17 protein-coding genes are annotated in these 17474 nt (G+C 70.7%); 9 read left to right on the forward strand and 8 right to left on the reverse strand.

Features of this window, described 5'->3' with window-relative positions; translation table 11 throughout:
- Positions 1-5: 5 nt before the first annotated feature.
- Both rho and OG226_RS44005 read right to left on the reverse strand, forming a co-directional pair.
- Complete coding sequence (gene rho, locus OG226_RS44000) at positions 6-1145, reverse strand: transcription termination factor Rho (RefSeq protein ID WP_329352246.1); 1140 nt, start codon at positions 1143-1145, stop codon at positions 6-8.
- Positions 1146-1435: 290 nt separating this feature from the next.
- A complete protein-coding gene (locus OG226_RS44005; RefSeq protein ID WP_329352247.1) occupies positions 1436-2263 on the reverse strand; it encodes a class I SAM-dependent methyltransferase in 828 nt (275 codons plus the stop codon).
- Positions 2264-2430: 167 nt separating this feature from the next.
- Here OG226_RS44005 and OG226_RS44010 point away from each other — a divergent pair, with 167 nt between their 5' ends.
- The 6 genes from OG226_RS44010 (at position 2431) to OG226_RS44035 (ending at position 7637) form a co-directional block, all read left to right on the forward strand.
- On the forward strand, positions 2431-3201 hold the full coding sequence (locus OG226_RS44010) for an SDR family NAD(P)-dependent oxidoreductase (protein ID WP_329352248.1): 771 nt from the start codon (positions 2431-2433) through the stop codon (positions 3199-3201).
- Positions 3202-3207: 6 nt separating this feature from the next.
- Positions 3208-3621 (forward strand): VOC family protein, encoded by a 414-nt coding sequence (locus OG226_RS44015; RefSeq protein ID WP_327406085.1) that lies wholly within the window; start codon positions 3208-3210, stop codon positions 3619-3621.
- Positions 3622-3632: 11 nt separating this feature from the next.
- Positions 3633-5165 (forward strand): MFS transporter, encoded by a 1533-nt coding sequence (locus tag OG226_RS44020; RefSeq protein ID WP_329352249.1) that lies wholly within the window; start codon positions 3633-3635, stop codon positions 5163-5165.
- Between the two features lie 134 nt (positions 5166-5299).
- A complete protein-coding gene (locus OG226_RS44025; RefSeq protein WP_328685161.1) occupies positions 5300-6046 on the forward strand; it encodes a nuclear transport factor 2 family protein in 747 nt (248 codons plus the stop codon).
- A complete protein-coding gene (locus OG226_RS44030) occupies positions 6043-6384 on the forward strand; it encodes a YciI family protein (RefSeq protein WP_328685162.1) in 342 nt (113 codons plus the stop codon). The genes OG226_RS44025 and OG226_RS44030 overlap by 4 nt, the downstream gene beginning before the upstream one ends.
- The gene (locus OG226_RS44035) at positions 6381-7637 is read left to right on the forward strand and encodes an RNA polymerase sigma factor (protein ID WP_328685163.1); all 1257 of its coding nucleotides are present in this window, start codon (positions 6381-6383) and stop codon (positions 7635-7637) included. Before OG226_RS44030 ends, OG226_RS44035 begins: the two co-directional genes overlap by 4 nt.
- Before the next feature lie 71 nt (positions 7638-7708).
- Here OG226_RS44035 and OG226_RS44040 read toward each other — a convergent pair whose 3' ends face one another.
- On the reverse strand, positions 7709-8551 hold the full coding sequence (locus OG226_RS44040) for a helix-turn-helix transcriptional regulator (protein WP_328686606.1): 843 nt from the start codon (positions 8549-8551) through the stop codon (positions 7709-7711).
- 153 nt (positions 8552-8704) lie between these two features.
- Between OG226_RS44040 and OG226_RS44045 the strand changes: the two genes are divergently transcribed.
- A complete protein-coding gene (locus OG226_RS44045; protein ID WP_328685164.1) occupies positions 8705-9664 on the forward strand; it encodes an NADP-dependent oxidoreductase in 960 nt (319 codons plus the stop codon).
- A 10-nt stretch (positions 9665-9674) separates the two neighbouring features.
- Here the strand turns inward: OG226_RS44045 and OG226_RS44050 are convergent, their stop codons facing one another.
- Positions 9675-10157, reverse strand: coding sequence for a MarR family winged helix-turn-helix transcriptional regulator (locus OG226_RS44050; RefSeq protein ID WP_328685165.1), 483 nt, complete (start codon positions 10155-10157; stop codon positions 9675-9677).
- A gap of 142 nt (positions 10158-10299) precedes the next feature.
- On the opposite strand from OG226_RS44050, the gene OG226_RS44055 reads away from it, so the two are divergent.
- Together OG226_RS44055 and OG226_RS44060 are read left to right on the forward strand one after the other, a co-directional pair.
- Positions 10300-11265 carry a zinc-binding alcohol dehydrogenase family protein gene (locus OG226_RS44055; RefSeq protein WP_328685166.1) on the forward strand — a complete coding sequence of 322 codons (966 nt, stop codon included), beginning with the start codon at positions 10300-10302 and terminating at the stop codon, positions 11263-11265.
- A 55-nt stretch (positions 11266-11320) separates the two neighbouring features.
- Positions 11321-13120 carry an FAD-dependent oxidoreductase gene (locus tag OG226_RS44060; protein WP_328685167.1) on the forward strand — a complete coding sequence of 600 codons (1800 nt, stop codon included), beginning with the start codon at positions 11321-11323 and terminating at the stop codon, positions 13118-13120.
- 8 nt (positions 13121-13128) lie between these two features.
- Here OG226_RS44060 and OG226_RS44065 read toward each other — a convergent pair whose 3' ends face one another.
- From OG226_RS44065 to OG226_RS44080, 4 genes are all read right to left on the reverse strand, one after another.
- The gene (locus OG226_RS44065) at positions 13129-13899 is read right to left on the reverse strand and encodes an SDR family NAD(P)-dependent oxidoreductase (RefSeq protein WP_328685168.1); all 771 of its coding nucleotides are present in this window, start codon (positions 13897-13899) and stop codon (positions 13129-13131) included.
- A 38-nt stretch (positions 13900-13937) separates the two neighbouring features.
- Positions 13938-14966, reverse strand: a complete 1029-nt coding sequence (locus OG226_RS44070) for a LysR family transcriptional regulator (protein ID WP_329352250.1) — start codon at positions 14964-14966, stop codon at positions 13938-13940.
- 156 nt (positions 14967-15122) lie between these two features.
- Positions 15123-16079 carry a fumarylacetoacetate hydrolase family protein gene (locus tag OG226_RS44075; protein WP_329352251.1) on the reverse strand — a complete coding sequence of 319 codons (957 nt, stop codon included), beginning with the start codon at positions 16077-16079 and terminating at the stop codon, positions 15123-15125.
- Positions 16080-16082: 3 nt separating this feature from the next.
- Entirely contained in the window at positions 16083-17468 is a 1386-nt protein-coding gene (locus tag OG226_RS44080) for an FAD-binding oxidoreductase (protein ID WP_329352252.1), read from the reverse strand.
- Positions 17469-17474: the final 6 nt, after the last annotated feature.

Consider the following 17474-nt stretch of genomic DNA (forward strand, 5'->3'; position numbering starts at 1 on the left):
CCAGGTCAGTTTGTCGGCAGAGTCGGCTGGATCTGGCGTAGGAACGTCGCGTTGTCCGGGGTCTCCCGCATCCGCTCCAGCAGGGTTTCCAGGCTGCTCTGGGCGTCCCTGTTCTGGAGGACTCGGCGCAGGCCCCGTACCGCCGTCAACTCGGCCGGGGTGAGGAGGAGTTCCTCTCGGCGGGTGCCGGACGGGGTGATCTCGATGGCCGGGAAGATCCGGCGGGAAGCCAGGTCGCGGCTGAGGCGGAGTTCCATGTTGCCGGTGCTCTTGAGTTCCTCGAAGTAGACGCTGTCGGCGAGGGAGCCGGTCTCCACCAGGGCGGTGGCGAGGATGGTGAGGGAGCCGCCCTCCTCGGCCAGGCGTGCGGCGCCGAAGAACTTCTTCGGGCCGATCAGCGCGGTCGAGTCGACGCCTCCGCTGAGGGTGCGGCCACCGGAGGCCGCCGCGTTGTTGTGCGCCCGGCACAGCCGGGTCAGTGAGTCGAGGAGGATCACTACGTCCTCGCCCGCCTCGACGAGCCGCTTGGCCCGCTCGATGACGAGCTCGGCGAGCGCGATGTGCTGCTTGGGGGCCTTGTCGAAGGTGGAGGCGTACACCTCGCCGCGCACGGAGCGCCGCATGTCGGTGACCTCCTCGGGCCGCTCGTCGAGCAGGACGACCATGAGGCGGGCCTCGGGGTGGTTGCCGGCGACGGCTGCCGCGATCTGCTGGAGCAGTACGGTCTTGCCGGTCTTGGGCGGGGCCACGATCAGCCCGCGCTGGCCCTTGCCGACGGGGGCGATCAGGTCGGCGACGCGTCCGGTCAGGCCGGCCGCCGGGTGTTCGAGGTGCAGCCGCTCACGCGGGTGCAGCGGGGTCAGGTCGCGGAAGTGGCGTCGGCCGCGCAGTTCGCCGGGCGTGTGCCCGTTGACGAACGCGACCTCGGTCAGGGCGCGTTGCCCGCCCCGGACACCTTCCACGAGGTCGCCCTTGCGCAGGCCGTGTCGGCGGATCAGCGCGGGGGAGACCTGGAGGTCGGTGGGCGTGGGCCGGCAGTCCAGCGCCCGCAGGTGCCCCTTCCCGTTGCCGTCGATGTCGAGGACACCGGTGGCGGTCTGGACGCGTGGCTGTTCCTGTACTGGGGGTTCGAGTGTGGTGGTCATGATGGGTGGTCCTTTCAAGGACGGGATGCATGTGTCATGCGGAAGGAAGGGGGAGAAGCCGCAGGTGGAGGGCGAACTGGCGCTCCTCGGGGCGGCGGGGAACATCACCTCGGGTACGACGAGAAAACGTCGGTCACGAAGTGGTGTGGAGAAGCCGGTGTGCCGGTCGAAAGCCGACGGGCTGTTCGGCGAAGGTGAAATGAGATCTGCACCGGCGCCCGGAACGGGGCGTGCACAAGTGCTGATCGCACCGTAGCACACCCGCTGCGGCTCTGGGTGTGACGTAGGACTCAGCGGCTCGCCAGGAGACCGTACAGGAGCGGGATCCGCGGCTCGGGCAGGCGCCACCAGCCGGTCTCGGTCCGGGCCATCCGCGGCCAGCGCGGCCACGGCAGTTCGTCACTTTCGCGAAGGCGCCCGATGTTCAGTCCCGCTGTCGTCAACGCGTTGATGACCTCGTCCATTCCGTGCATCCACTCGTAGCTGTCGGTCGCCCCGGCCACGGCCGGGCCGTCGGTGTACGTGAACGTCGCGTCCCGGTGCACCGGCCCCCCGCCGCCCAGGTAGTCGTGGCGGAGCAGGAGTTCCGGTCCCTCGCCCGAAGTCGGCTTGGGGCCCAGCGAGTTGAGCAGGGGATGGAACTCGACGATGTACAACAGGCCCCCCGGACGCAGGAGTTGGGCGACGGTGTCCGCCCAGCGCGGCAGGTCGGGCAGGTAGCACAGGGCCCCCTTGCCGGTGTACACGACGTCGAACCGCCGTTGCCCCAGGGCCTCCACGGCGTCGTATACGTTCGCCTGTACGTAGTCGACGTCGAGGCCCGCCTTCGCCGCGATGTCGGTCGCGGCGGCGACGGAGGCCTCGGAGAAGTCGAGGCCTGTGGCGCGCGCCCCGCGCTGTGCGAACGCGAGGGTCTCGGTGCCGAGGTGGCACTGGAGGTGGAGGACGTCCCGGCCCGTCAGGTCGCCCAGGTCGTCCCACTCGAAGGACGCGAACCAGCGGTCCGGGTCCGGGTCGCCGTCGAGGCCGTAGAAGCGGCTGGCGAGGTGGACGGGGGTGCGGGCGTCCCAGTTCGCCTGGTTGGCGCGCATCAGCCGGGACTGGTCGTCGGTGCTCATGGGGACATCCTGCCGTGAACCTGTGAGGAGTTTCCGGCTTCCCGCCCCATACCAGCCATACGAACCCCCGATGGCCCTTCGGTGACCCATTTCTTGTTCTCGTCAATGGCCGTACCTACGCTGCCACCACCGCACCACGGCGGCACGGGACAAGGGACTTGGCAATCATGGGTCGACTGGCCGGGAAAATCGCTTTCATCAGTGGAACGGGGGCTGGAATAGGGCGGGCCGCGGCGCTGGTATTCGCTGCGGAAGGCGCTGAAGTCTTCGGTTGTGACATCGACGCGGACAGTGCGGCCGAGACCGTGGAACTCGTCGAGAAGGGCGGCGGAACCCTGCGGTCCCTGGCACCCGTGGACCTGTCCACCGAAGGCGGTGCCCGGGAATGGATCGAGGCCGGGATCGAGGCCTTCGGCGGGATCGACATCCTCTACAACAACGCCTCCGCGCTGCGGAACGGCCCGTTCGAGACGATGCCCGCCGAGGACTGGTACTTCACCATCAAGAACGAGCTGGACATCCCCTACTTCTGTACGCAGGCGGCCTGGCCGCACCTGATCGCGCGGGGTGGCGGGGCCGTCCTCAACGTCGCGTCCGTGGCCGCCGTACGCGGGGCGCCGTTCATGCCGATGGTGCCCCACGGGGCCGCCAAAGGCGGGGTGTTGGCGATGAGCCTGCACCTGTGCGCGGCCGGCGCCCCGCACCGCATCCGGGTCAACACCATCGCGCCCGGCATGACCCGCACCTCCGCCACCGCACCCTTCCTCGACGATCCGGCAGGCCCCAAGGCCCAGTTGGAGGCCCGCATCCCGGTCGGGCGGGTGGGGCAGCCCGAGGACATCGCACGGGCCGCCGCCTTCCTCTGCTCCGACGAGGCGGCCTTCGTCAACGGCGCCAACCTCATGGTCGACGGCGGCGACAGCGCGATGGCGGGCTGAGCCGGCGTGACCACCCGACTCGACCACGTGGGCGTCAACGTACGCGATCTCGCCGCCCAAACCGCTTGGTACCAGGGCGCGTTCGGCCTCAAGACCGTCTTCGAGTTCCACTTGGAAGGGCCCGGTCTGCGAGGTGTCGTCCTGGAGCATCCGCGGGGCTGGCGCATCGAGCTGCTCGCCAGACCCGGCTCCGCCCCCGGCCTTCGCGCGCCGGACCCGATGACCGCCGTACTCACCCACGGATACGGGCACTTCGCGGTCACCACCCCCGAACTCGACCCCGTCCACGGCGCGTTGGTGGCCCATGGCGCGGGCGAGGTCATGGCACCCGGGCCGTCCCCCGAACCCGGAGTGCGGATGGCCTGGGTCAGTGACCCCGAGGGAAATCTCATCGAACTCATAGAGAAAAACGCAGAGTGAGGGCACGCACGATGACGGATTCGACCTCCTTGAAAAGACTGGACCCCGGAACGCTCATAGCGTGCTGTCTCGCGGTCGCGGCGGCACAGTTGTGCATTACCGTTCCCTCGCCCATCAACGGAGAAATTCAGGCCGCATTCGGTGCGTCGGGTTCCCAAGTGGCCTGGGTCACCTCGGCCTTCATTCTCCCCACCGCGATTCTGGAACTGAATTTCGGTGTGGTGGGCGATCTCTTCGGACGCAAGCGGCTGTTGGTGCTCGGCGGGCTCGTCCTGGCGCTCGGTGAACTCCTCAACTCCACTTCGCAGAACATCACCATGATGTGGACCGGGCAGGCCCTGGCCGGCATCGGCGCCGCCGCCCTGTTCCCCAGCTCCCTCGCCGTCATCGCGGCGGCCACGCCCGACGGCAAGGACCGGGCGAAAGCCGTCTCCACCTGGGCCCTGTCGATTTCCCTCGCCTCCGCGCTCGGCCCGCTGTCCTCCGGAATCCTCGCCACGGTCGCCGACTTCCGCTGGGCGTTCGTCCCGCCGGTCGTCCTCGGTCTCGTCGTCGCGGTCACTTCCTGGAAGCTCGTCACCGACTCGAAGGCGCCCGAGGGCCGCGCCCTGGACTGGCCGGGACAGATCACCATCGCCGTCGGCCTGACCGCCCTGCTCTGGGGCATCATCGAAGGCGGCGACCGCGGCTGGGGCAGCGCGGCGATCGTGGGCTCGCTGGCCCTGGCGGCGGTGGCGCTCACCGGGTTCGTCGTCGCGGAGACCCGCGCGGCCTCGCCGATGTTCAACCTCGACCTGCTCAAGATCCCGTCGTTCGCGGCGGCGGCCGTCGTCGCCCTGGCCGGCATGTTCGGCTTCATCGGCACCGCCTACTGCGTCTCGATCCGCCTCGGCGCGGTCATGCACCTGAGCGCCCTGCGGGCCGGAATGCCGTTCGTGATCCTGCAGTTGATCCCGCTGCTGCTGGCACCGGTGCTCAGCCGGATGCTCACCAGGATCGACGCCCGCTGGCTCCTCATGGGCGGCCTGCTGCCCATGGCCGCCGGACAGTTCTGGATCGCCGCACTGCCCATCACCACCACCTCCCTGGCCGCCTTCATCGGCCCGGTGCTGCTGCTCGGCATCGGCTTCATCTGCGTGGTGTCCTCGCTGACCTCCGCCGCCGTGAACGCCGTACCGATCAACATGACCGGCATGGCCAGCGGCGCGACCAGCCTGGTCCGTGAGTTCGGCCAGGGCCTCGGACCGGCCGTGATCTCCACCATCGCGATGAGCCTCGCGTCCTCCGCCCTCGTCGGAAAGCTCAGCGGGGCCGACGCCGGCATGGAGAAGGCGGCCGGACCGCTCGCCGTCGTCAACGCGGGCAGCGCACAGGCCAAGGCCGCCGCGCAGACCGCGCTCGGCCACGGCATGGCCATCGGCGTGGTGATCTGCGGCTGCGCCTCACTGCTGGGCGCGGTGGTCACCCTGCTGCTGGTGCGCAAGAACACCGAGCGCGCGGTTGCGGGGGCGGGGGAGCCCTCGGTGCAGGCTGCCACCGCGTAGGTCGTACGGGGTGCAGGGGTGAGGCCGGGGCTCGCGCCCCGGCCTCACCGTGTTTTTTCTCGCCGGGGTGTCGATCCGGCTCGGTCGCGTTCGTCGGTGGGGTGTAGGAAGCTCATCGAGGACCGGGAGGACCCATGAAATACATGCTGCTCGTGTGCGGCGACGACACCGCCGACGGCTCCGGGATGGCACCCGTCGAACCCTGGGTGGAGGAGCTCGGCGACCGGAACGTACGGCTGCACGGGCACCGGCTCGCGAAGCCCGCCGACGCCGTCACCGTGCGGGTGCGCGGCGGGGAGGTGCTGCGCACCGACGGGCCGTTCGCGGAGACCAAGGAGTACGTCGCCGGATTCGACATCCTGGAGTGCGACACCCTGGAGGAGGCCGTCGAGGCCGCGGCCAAGCACCCCGTGGCCACCATCGGCGCCATGGAGGTGCGCCCCTTCTGGCCGATGGACGGCGAGGAGGAGGGCGAGGCGGAGATCCGCGCGCTGGACGCCGAACTGACCGAGGCGGTCCGCGAGCGGGACGTGGACCGCGTCGTCGCCTGCTACGCGCCGGACGTGGAGGCCTTCCACTTCACCACCGGCCTGGAAGCACACGGGATCGACGCCTTCCGCAAGGCCATGGAGGGCGTGTTCGCGAGCGTGACCGGTCCGGTGACCCGCGAGATTCTGGAGTTCCGCGTCCGCGTCGACGAGTCCATCGCCTTCGGCAACGCCCTCGTCCGGCTGCGCGGCACCCTGGCCGACGGCGAGCCGCTGGACGACGTACTGCGCGTGACCACCGGCTACCGCAACGCCGGTCTGCGCTGGCAGATCGTCCACGAACACGTCTCGGCCACGAAGACCACGAGCACGACGGCCGAGGAGCGGTCATGAAGTACGTCCTGCTGATCTGCACGCCCGTCGACGGTGAGGAACTCAGCCCCGCCGAGATCGCCGACGACCCGCGCTTCACCTCCTACATCGACGAGGTCCGCAGCCGTGACCTCATGCGCGGCGGAGCACGGCTGCGGCCGTCCGCGGACGCCACCACCGTGCGCGTCCAGGGCGACGAAGTCCTGCTCAGCGACGGACCGTTCGTCGAGTCCAAGGAGTACGTCGCCGGCATCGACATCATCGAGGTGGCCGACCTCGACGAGGCGATCTCGCTGGCCTCCCGGCACCCCGCCGCGCTGGCCGGCGGCTCGGTCGAGGTGCGGCCGGTCTGGGAGTGAGCGTGCCGGACGTCGAGGGCGCGGTCGCCGCCGCCTTCCGCGAGGAGTGGGGCCAGGTCGTCGCCACCCTGATCCGGGTGACCGGCGACTGGGACCTCGCGGAGGAGTGCGCGCAGGACGCCTTCGCCCAGGCACTCGACCGGTGGCGGCGCGACGGCATCCCGCGCCGCCCCGGCGCCTGGCTGACCACGACCGCCCGCAACCGCGCCCTCGACGTCCTGCGCCGGGAGGCGGTCGGGGCGGCGAGACTACGGGAGGTCGCGGTGCTGGGGCGGGACGAGGGACCGTACGACCCGGACTACGACGGTGACGACAGCGGCGTCGAGGACGACCGGCTGCGGCTGGTCTTCACCTGCTGCCACCCCGCGCTGCCCATCGAGGCCCGGGTCGCCCTGACCCTGCGCACGCTCGCGGGCCTGACCACGCCCGAGATCGCCCGCGCCTTCCTCGTCCCCGAGGCGACCATGGCGCAACGGCTCGTGCGCGCCAAGAAGAAGATCCGCAACGCCGGAATCCCGTACCGGGTACCGCCCGCGCATCTGCTGCCCGAGCGGACGACGGGCGTCCTGGGGGTCGTCTATCTCCTCTTCAACGAGGGCTACGCGGCCACGTCCGGCGCCGAGTTGGTGCGGACGAACCTGTGCGCGGAGGCGATCCGCCTCGCCCGCGTGCTGGCCCGCCTGATGCCGGACGAGCCCGAAGTCCTCGGTCTGCTCGCCCTGTTGCTGCTGCACGATGCCCGCCGCGGTACGCGGGTGGACGCGGCGGGGGAGCTGGTGACCTTGGAGGACCAGGACCGCATGGCGTGGGACCGGGCCGAAGTCGACGAGGGCGCCGCCCTGTTGGAGACCGCGCTGCGCCGTGGCCGCCCCGGGCCGTACCAGATCCAGGCCGCCATCGCCGCCTGCCACACCACCGCGCCCACGGCCGAGGACACCGACTGGGCCGATATCGCGGGCCTGTACGGCGAGTTGGAGCGCTACGTGCCCTCCGCCGTGGTGCGCCTGAACCGGGCGGTGGCCGTGGGCATGGCCCAACACCCGGACGCAGGGGTGAAGTTGGTGGCCGAACTGGAGCGCTCGGGCCAACTGGCCGACTACCACCTGCTGCCCGCGACCCGCGCCGATCTGCTGCGCCGCAGCGGTCGTACGACGGAGGCGGCAGCCGCGTACGAACGGGCGCTGGAGCTGGTGGAGAACGCGGCGGAGCGAAGGTTTCTTGAGCGGCGGCTCGCGGAGTGTCGGTCCGCGTAGGGGCCGTTCGTCGGTGGTGCCCGACATCTGGCCCGCGTGGCTCCGGCCGCGCGACTGACCGCGGGCCGGCCTCAGCGGACGTCGAGCAGGCCGGCGAGGAGTTGGAGTCGCTCGGCGTCGAGGCTGCCCTCGGCGGCGGTGCACACCAGGAGCGCCGGGCCGGGGTTGCCCGGTATCGGGTAGGCGTCCCAGTCCAGGTTGAGTTCGCCGACCCGGGGGTGATCGAGGCGCATCTGGCCACGGGTCGGTTCCGCCACGTCGTGGAGGGCCCACAGGGCCGCGAACTCGTCGCTGCGGAGGGCGAGTTCGCCCACCAGCTCGACGGCGCGCGGGTTTCCCGGATCGGCGGCGACCTGCGTCCGCAACATCCCGATCAGCTCCGCGACGGTGGCCGCCCGGTTCGGGCAGGTCCGGTCGGCCTCGGGGTGCAGGAACAGCGCCAGCAGGTTCCGCTCCCGCTGGGGCTGCCGGGTGAACTCCCCCAACAGGGCGCCACCGAGCGGGTTCCAGGCCAGCACGTCCAGGAAGCGGCCGACGACCAGAGCGGGCGCGGTCATGCCGTGCAGCAGCCGTAGCGTGGTGTCCGGTACCTCTTCCGGCTCGTACGAACGCGGCAGTTGGACCGGGTTGCGTGCGGCGGCGGCGAGGCTGTGCAGGTGGCGGGTCTCCTCGGCGGAGAAGGCGAGGGCGCGCGCGAGGGCGTCGAGGACCTGTTCGGAGGGGCGTACGTCGCGGCCCTGCTCCATCCGCTGGTAGTAGTCCGAGCTCACGCCCGCCAGCAGGGCCAGCTCCTCCCGCCGCAGTCCCGCGACGCGCCGTCTCGGACCGGGCTCCAGGCCGACGTCCTCTGGCCGCAGCCGAGTTCGGCGGGTGCGCAGGAACTCCGCGAGTTCGCGTCGGGGATCGTCGCTCATGGCGTGGGAGGAGTCGGTCACCGCGTCAGTATGCCGTCGGCGCGGCCGGCGAGGGTGGGTCTGCCGGACCCAGGAAAAGGAGAACGACCGAGATGTCGCGTGCGGGGTCCAGCATCGGAACGACCACACGGCGGACCACGGAAGGACAGCGCCATGAAGGCCGTTCAGATCACGAGTTTCGGTACCGCGGACGTTCTGCGCGTCAATGAAGTGGATCGTCCCGCTCCCGGGTCGGGTGAGGTCCTCGTCTCGGTCGAGGCGTCCAGCGTGAACGGCCACGATGTGATCGTCCGGGCAGGGGAGTTGAAGATGGTGTCGGGGCGCCGGTTCCCGATCGGGGTGGGGCTGGACTTCGCCGGCGTCGTCGCCGCGACCGGCGCCGGTGTCGAGGGCTACCGCGTGGGGGACCGGGTGTGGGGCATGGTGCACCCCCGGCAGCGGCACTCCCTCGCCGGGGCTGCGGAGTACGTCGTGGTCCCCGTGGAGCGCGTCTCGCACGCCCCGGCGGACCTCTCGTCGGTCGAGGCGGCCTCCCTGGTCGTCGCGGGTTCCACGGCGCTGATCGCGCTGCGCGACAGTGTGCGCCTGGTGCGCGGCGAGAGGGTCCTGGTCCGCGGCGCGGCCGGCGGAGTCGGCACGGCAGCCGTGCAGTTGGCGCACGCGATGGGCGGCCAGGTGACCGCGCTGGCCCGCGACCGCCACGCCGGCCTCCTGACCGATCTCGGCGCCGACGAGGTCCTGGACTACGGCTCCACCACCTCGGACCGGATCGGGCCGTTCGACGTCATCGTCGACACCGTCGGCACGGAACTGCACTGCTACCGCGGTCGGTTGGCCAAGGGCGGCCGGATGGTCACCGTCGGACTGTCCCCGTCCGCCATCGCCGCGATCGCCGCGTCGAGCGTGCACGGCTCCCGCCGCATCCGCACCTTCAGCGCCAACCCCGAGACCCCCGTGCTGCGCGACGTGGCCGACCGTGTCGCCTCGGGCGCGCTGCGTCCGGTGATCGACAGCGTGTACCCGCTCGCGGACATCGCCGCGGCGCACCAGGCGTTCGAGCGCGGCGGCGTCGTGGGCAAGCACGTGGTGACGGTGCCGCGCGGCTCCGCCTGACGGAGTCCGGTCAGTGGGGCGTGGTGCTCAGGTCGATGCCGCGGGACTGGGCGTCGGCGGTCACGAGGCGGGTCGCCAGGCGGGACAGGCGCTTGCGGTCCGCCTCGGTCAGGGGCGCGGCGCAGTCCTTGATCCGCTCCGCGAAGCGCGCGCCGACCTGCGCTACGACCTCGCGGCCGGCGTCGGTGATCGACACCTGGAACGAGCGGCGGTCGACGGTACTGGGCGTGCGGGTGACCAGCCCCCGGCGCTGCGCCCGGTCCACCAGTCCCGTGATCGAGGACTTGTCGAGGCCCAGGTGACGGCCCAGCTCGTTCATCGTCGGCTCCCGGTCCCGCAGGATCCCGAGCAGCCGTGTCTGGGTGATCGACAGGTCGTGCTCCCCGGCGAGCTCGGCCAGCGCGTTCTGCACGAGGAACGACAACTGGGCGAGGGCGTCGACCAGGCCGAGGTCCTCGGTCGCCGGGGGCGGGGTGTCGTGCGGTGAGGTCATGTCCGGGATTCTACTTGCAAAGGTACGTGGCACCTACTAATTTGATTGGTGTCACGTACTAAAACGTTCGCGGCACCAACCAAATCCCGCGCGCCCTGTGCCCTGTGTCCTGCGCGCCGGATCCGATCCGAGGAGACCTTTCATGGACATCCGCGCCGCCGTCGTCCAGTCGTACGGCACCCCGCCCCGCTACGAGCCCTTCGACCTGCCCGCGCCGACCGACGAGGACCAGGAGATCGTCGACGTCCTCGCCGTGGGCCTGCACCCCCGAGTCCGCACCGGCGCGTCGGGCAACCACTACACCAGCACCGGGAAGCTTCCGATGGTGCCCGGAGTCGACGGGGTCGGCCGGCGGGCGGACGGTCGCCTGGTGTACTTCGTCGCCGACGACGAACTGGCCGGCCCGATGGCCACCCGGACCGTCATCGACAGCCGGCACAGCATCCCGCTGCCCGACGGCGCGGACGTCGTGAGGATCGCCGCCGCGATGAACCCCGCCATGTCGTCCTGGGTCGCGCTGCGCCGCCGCGTCCCGATCGAGGCCGGGCAGTCGGTGCTGATCCTCGGCGCCACCGGCAACGCCGGACAGATGGCCGTCCAGGTCGCCAAGCGGCTCGGCGCCGGGCGGGTCGTCGGCGCCGGACGTGACCAGGCCCGGCTGGCGACGCTGGCCGGACTCGGCGCGGACGCGACCGTCGCGCTCACCGACGACGCCGATGCCACGGCGGCCGAGTTGGCGAAGGAGGCCGCCGAAGTCGACCTCGTCATCGACTACTTGTGGGGCAGGCCGGCCGGTGACGCGATCATGGCGCTGCTGCGAGCCCGTGCCGACCGCAGCCGCGCCCTGAACTGGATCCAGATCGGCGCCATGGCGGGCCCGACCATCGAACTCCCATCGGTGGCACTGCGTTCGGCGAACTTCAGGCTTCAGGGCAACGGCCAGGGCGCGGTGTCGACCAGGACGTATCTGGAGGAACTCCCGTCCCTGGTCGAGGAGATCGAGAGCGGCGGCATCGCGGTCGCCGCGCGGTCGGTACCCCTCGCCGACGTCGAGAGCGCGTGGAACGCGCCCGAGGTCCCGGGCGTACGCACCGTCCTCGTGCCCTGAACTCGCCCCGACCGTCATGCGGTTCGTCCCGGAATTACCCAAGGAGCCTGGAGCCATGTCCCCCACCACAGACACCGACGTCATCATCTGCGGCACCGGCGCGGCCGGTCTGACCCTCGCCCTCGACCTCGCCCGCAGGAACATCGCCTTCCTGCTGATCGACAAGGCGCCGCACCCGTTCGTCGGCTCCCGCGGCAAGGGTATCCAGCCCCGCAGCCAGGAGGTCTTCGAGGACCTCGGCGTGATCGACCGGATCGTCGCCTCCGGCGGTGAGTATCCCGTCCAGCGCGTCTACACCGCCGACGGGCCCATCGACCAGGTCGGCGTGGAGATGTCGGAGCCGACGCCCGAAGAGCCGTACCAAATACCCCTGCTCGTCCCGCAGTTCCTCACCGAGCGCAGGCTACGCGAACGCCTCGCCGAACTCGGTCACGCCCCGCACTACGGCCATGAACTCGTCGGCTTCGACCAGGACGGCGACGGTGTGACCGCGCGCATCGCCACCCCGGACGGCGAGCAGGCCGTACGGGCCCGGTACTTGACCGGCGCCGACGGTGGATCCAGCTTCGTGCGCAAGACGCTCGACATCGGCTTCCCCGGCAAGACCCTCGGTGTACGGGCGATCGTGGCCGACGTCTACGTCGACGGCGTCTCGACGGACGCCTGGCACCGGTGGGGCGAGGACACCGCCGGGCAGGTCTCGATGTGCCCGCTCTACGGCACCGACATGTTCCAACTCCAGGCCCCCGTACCCTTCGACGTCGACCTGGACCTCTCGGCCGAGGGGCTCACCGCCTTCTTCCGCGAACGCACCGGCCGCGACGACGTCGTGATCCGCTCCGTGTCCTGGGCGTCCGCGTTCCAGATGAACGCCCGGCTGGCCGACACCTACCGGCGGGGGCGCGTGTTTCTGACCGGAGACGCGGCGCACTGCCACCCGCCGACCGGCGGACAGGGCCTCAACACCAGTGTCCAGGACGCCTACAACCTCGGTTGGAAGCTTGCCGCCGTGCTCGACGGCGCCCCGGAATCCCTGCTGGAGACGTACGAGCAGGAACGCCGGCCCGTCGCCGAGGCTGTCCTCGGCCTGTCCGAGAAGCTGCTCGAAGCGGCCAAGAACCGCGACATCCACCGGGGCCGCGAGGTCAGCCAACTCGACCTCGGCTACCTCGACTCACCCCTGTCGCTGCGCTCTCCTTCGCGCGACAAGGGCGTACTGGCCGGCGACCGCGCGCCCGACTCGCCCGTCACCGGCGCGGGCGGCCTCCCCACCCGTCTGTTCAGCCTCTTCCAAGGGCCGCACTGGACGCTGCTCGGCCACGATGTCGACGAGGCCTCCGCCCCGGCAGCGCGCCCCGGCCTGCACATCCACACCATCGGCACCCGGGGCGACATCGTCGACAGCGGCGACCGGGTCCGGAACGCCTACGGACTGTCCGCCGAGCAGTGGGTGCTCGTCCGCCCGGACGGATACGTCGCCGCGGTGGTCGACACCGCCGAACTCCCCGCCGCAGAAGCCTATTTGGACACCGTCGGCGTCCGCCCCCTCGCGGCGACGCGATCCGCCACCACGGAATCGAGCACCGACATGCCCACACAGAGCTCGGCCGACAGCACCGGCGCTCCCCGCACCCGACGTGAGCACCGAGAGACCCGAAGCGCCGCCGAGCAGCGGCTCGCCACCGCCCAACGCGAACTCCACCAACTCTCCCGCCAGGTTCAGCGCGACCTGCGCAGCGTCCGACGGCACGGCGAGACCACCGCCATCGTCGCCCGCTCGAACTTCGCCGAACTCGCGGTCAAGAGCATCAACCGGCTGACCGCCACCTTCCGCACCGATCGCACCGATCAGTAGCGCCTCACTCACGAGGCGTCGAGCGCGTTCGTGATCGCCTTCACCCCGCCGTGCGCCGCGTACCCGCCGTCGACCGTGATCTCCGCGCCGTTGACGTACGACGCCTCGTCGGACAGCAGATAGACGACGAGCGGCGCCACCTCGTCGACCGTGCCGGCCCGGCCCTGCGGGGTCAGCGACAGGTGGGCCTGGACGAAGACCGGGTTCGCGGAGGCCATCAACGGGGTCTCGATGTAGCCGGGGTGGATCACGTTCGTACGGATGCCGCGCGGGGCCAGTTCCAGCGCGGCCACCTTCGAGAGGCCGCGCAGCGCCCACTTGCTCGCGGTGTACGCGACCGCGTGATGCGCGGTGAGGCCCGCGACCGAACCGACGTTCACGATGGACGAACCGGGCGGCATCAGCGGGGTGAGGGCCTGGATGCCGAGCAGCGCGCCTGTGGTGTTGACCGCGAACGCCCGGTTCCAGTCGGCGAGTTCGACCGAACCGAGACGGGCGCGCACGGCGATGCCCGCGTTGTTGACCAGGCCGTGCACCTCGGGGAGGGAGGCCGCGAGGTCCGCCCAGTCGTCCTGCGACGACACGTCCAGATGCCGGTACCGGACGTCCAGCCCCTCGGCTCCCAGCGACACGGCGAGCTTCTCGCCCGCTTCGTCGAGGACGTCGGTCGCGATCACCGTCGCACCCTCCCGGGCCGCGGCTGACACCTCGGCGGCCCCCTGGCCCTGCGCGGCCCCGGTGACGACGACGGTACGACCGGCCAGACGCGTGCGGCTCACGGTTCCTCCAAGGGGTGCGGGCTGTCTCCCCGTCCACGCTAGGAAGCCGGGATCAGCTCCGGAAACGCACGATCGGCATGGGTGGCATCCGCGTCGGCGATCTCCCGTACCACAGGCTCGTCCAGTGACCGACCCACCGGCTCGTCGAGCGATCGCACCACCGGGTCGTCCAGCGTCGCGGCCACCTTGCGGACCGTCTCCCGCAGCCAGCGGTGTGCCGGGTCCGCGTGCCGGTTGTGGTGCCAGTACATGGCCTCCACCAGCGGTACGTCCGGGAAGGGCGTCGGTACGACGGCAGAGCGCGCGAAGCCCTCGTAGCGCCGGGCGAGCCGCTCGGGGACCACGGCGACCAGGTCGGTGCCGCCCACCAGGAACGGCAGCACGTTGAAGCCGGGCGTGCTGACCTGCACCCGTGGGGTGATGCCGAGGGTCTCCAACTGCCGGTCGGCGGGCGTGAGTTTGCCGATGACGCAGGCCGCGTGCGGCATCTCCGCGAGGTCGCGCAGCGAGAGCCGCCCGTCCACCAGACGCGGGTTGTCCGGGTCGACGAGACACACGAACCGGTCGTGCATCACGGTCTCGCTGACGCCCGGCAGCTGATAGCCGAGCGGCACGATCATCAGGTCGTGGCAGCGCAGATGGGTCTCCGTCTCCAACTGCCCGATGACGATCGGGTGGAAGTCGATCCGGATGCCGGGGGCCTCCTGCGCGAGGGCCCGCAGCAACGGTTCCATGAACACCGTCATGACGTAGTCGGACATCACGACCGAGAACCGCTGCCGACTGCGCGACGGGTCGAAGTTCCTGGTCAGCGACAGTGCCTCCTCCGCCTTGTGGAGGGAGGACCGGACGACGGGAAGCAGCCGCTCCGCGAGCGGGGTCAGCTCGTACTCGCGGCCCACCCGCACCAGCAGCTCGTCGTTGAAGTGCCGCCGCAACCGGGCCAGGGAGCCGCTCATCGCGGACTGGCTGGTGGACAGCCGCACCCCCGCGTGGGTGACGTTCTTCTCCTCCAGGAGGGCTTCCAGAGCCACCAGAAGATTCAGGTCGATCGCTCCCAGACCCATGCGTGTGTCCTTCCGGCCGCGTCGTTGAAGCTCGGTGAAACCGGAGCGTAACGAGCGGTCTCCCCCCGAGGAAGGGGCCGGGGGAGAAGTCACAGGGATCCGATAGCTGCCATCGGATCCCTGGATGTGTGCAGGTCGGAAGCTTTTCTGGCGTTTCTACGGCCGAGGGGTCCGGCCGCGCTTGCGGGCGCGCGGCAGGTATACGTCCGTACGGCCGGGCACGACACGGTTGGAGAGGGTGCCGAGGCGCTCCACGGCGAGGGTCACCTCGTCGCCGGGCTGGAGCGGCGGCGGGGTGCGCTCGCCGACCCGGCCCCAGAACTCCGCCAGCGCGCCCCACCCGCAGGTGCCCGAGCCGAGAATGTCCCCGGGACGCACCCAGGCGTCCCGGGAGGCGTAGGCGATCATCTCCTCGAAGGTCCAGGAGACGTTGGCGAGGGTGTCGCGGCCGATCAGCTCCCCGTTCAGGGTGACGGTCATCTCCAGGTCCAGGAAGCCGTCCGGGTCGCGCCGGTCCTCGACCTCGTCGGCGGTCACCAGACAGGGGCCCAGCGTGTTCGCGAAGTCCTTGCCCTTGGAGAAACCGAGCCCGAGGTTCTTCTCCGGCTTCTGCAGATCGCGCGCCGACCAGTCGTTGAAGACGAGGTAACCCACGATGTGCTCGCGCGCCCGCTCCGGCGTGAGATCACGCCCGGCGCGCCCGATGACCACCCCGACCTCCACCTCGAAGTCGAGCACCGAACAGCCCGCCGGGACCGGCACGTCGTCGTGCGCGCCGTACGCGGCATGGGGGTTGGTGAAGTAGAAGTTGGGCGCTCGATACCACTCCTCGGGCACGTGCTCCAGCCCGTCCAGGGACTTGGCGACCCCCTCGATGTGCGCTTCGAAACCGACGAAGTCCCGGATGGACGGCGGCTTGAGGGGAGGCAGCAGCCGCACCTGATCCACCGTCAAGTCGCTGGATGCGCGCAGGGCTTCGGTGCCGGCCGCGTGCAGCACGTCCTGCTCCAGCAGGGTCAGTACGGTGATCCCCTCGGGCAGTGGATGGATGGTCCCGTCCCGGACGACCCCGGCGCGCTCGACGCCCTCGTACTCGTATGTCGCGAAACGCATCTCTTACCGCTCCCAGTGGTTGGTGTTGGTGACGGTCTCCGTGCTGAGGTAGCCGGCGAAGAGGCCCTTGGGGTCGTAGGCGGCGCGGATCTCCCGCAGCCGACGCCACTGTTCGGCGCCCATGAACCTCAACTGCCGCACGGTGAAGTCGGAGTCGCCGAGGTACTGGCCGGCGGTCACCGACTGCATGTCCGCCATCGCCCCGTCCAGCCAGGCGCGCAGCTCCGCGTCCCGTGCCGGGTCGTCGTGGATGACATAGGTGGCGCAGTAGATCTCCGACTGCAACGAGAAGGCCATGTCGGGGAGTTGGCGCAGTGGGGCCATGGAGAACCAGATGGTGAAGGTCTGCCGGGTGGGCTGCTCGGTGAACGCCTTGCGGATCGCCGGGACGACCTCGTCGGCGGGACCGGTCAGCCAGGCGTTGTCGACCAGGTAGCGGTGGTCCTCGGGGTTGGCGATGCGTTGGCCCGCCAACTGCTCGGCGAGTGTGGTGTGTTGGGCCTCCACGCGGAACAACGCCCGGTCCGCGTAAGGGTTGGCGTGCAACGGTGCCAGCGCCTCGGCGGCTTCCTCTGCAGTGTCGGTCATCGACACGCCCGTGACCAGCAGCACCGGTTCGTCCAGGCCGGGCGGTGTCTGGGTGAGCGCGACGATCTCGACCAGGTCCGAGACCGTGTGGTGCATGCCGTGCAGCCAGGTCATGACCTCGTCGAAGAGGTCGAGCGGATACGCGTGCACGGTGTGGCCCAGGTACGTCGGCAGCGGGCGGGTGCGCAGATGGAAGCGGGTGACGATGCCGAAGAAGCCCGGGCCCGCCCCACGCGCCGCCCAGAACAGCTCGCTGTGCTGACTCTCGTCGGCGCGCACCAACTCGCCCTCGGCGGTGACGACATCGATCGCCGCGATGTTCTCCGCCGCCCAGCCCCAGCCGCGCGCGTTCCAGCCCTGCCCGCCCTGGAGCAGGAAGCCGCCGATGCCCACGGAGGGGCAGTGCCCGCCGTTGAAGAAGCGGCCGAACTCGCCGAGGTACGGGTTGAGTTCGTCGCCGCCCTTCACGCTGGGCGTCGCCGTCACGATCCCGGTCTCCGGGTCGTACGCCATCGCGCGGAAGCCCCCGAGGTCGATCAACAGCGCGTCCTCGCGCACCGACCAGGCGGCCCAGCTGTGCCCGCCGGAGCGGACGGCGACCTGCCAGCCGCGTTCGAGGGCGAGCCGTACACCCTCCAGCACGTCCTGCTCGGACTCGGCCATCAGGACGGCGGCCGGTGAACGGTGCGACGGGCGGCGGGCGTTGAAGACCCGTCCGAAGCAGGCCGTCTCGAAGTCCTCGTCGTCAGGGAGGTGGAGGGTGCCGGAGAAACGGTTCCCTTGTGGGGGTTCGGGGGTCATCCCCCG

Source organism: Streptomyces sp. NBC_01261 (genome assembly GCF_036226385.1).
Classification (GTDB): Bacteria; Actinomycetota; Actinomycetes; order Streptomycetales; family Streptomycetaceae; genus Streptomyces.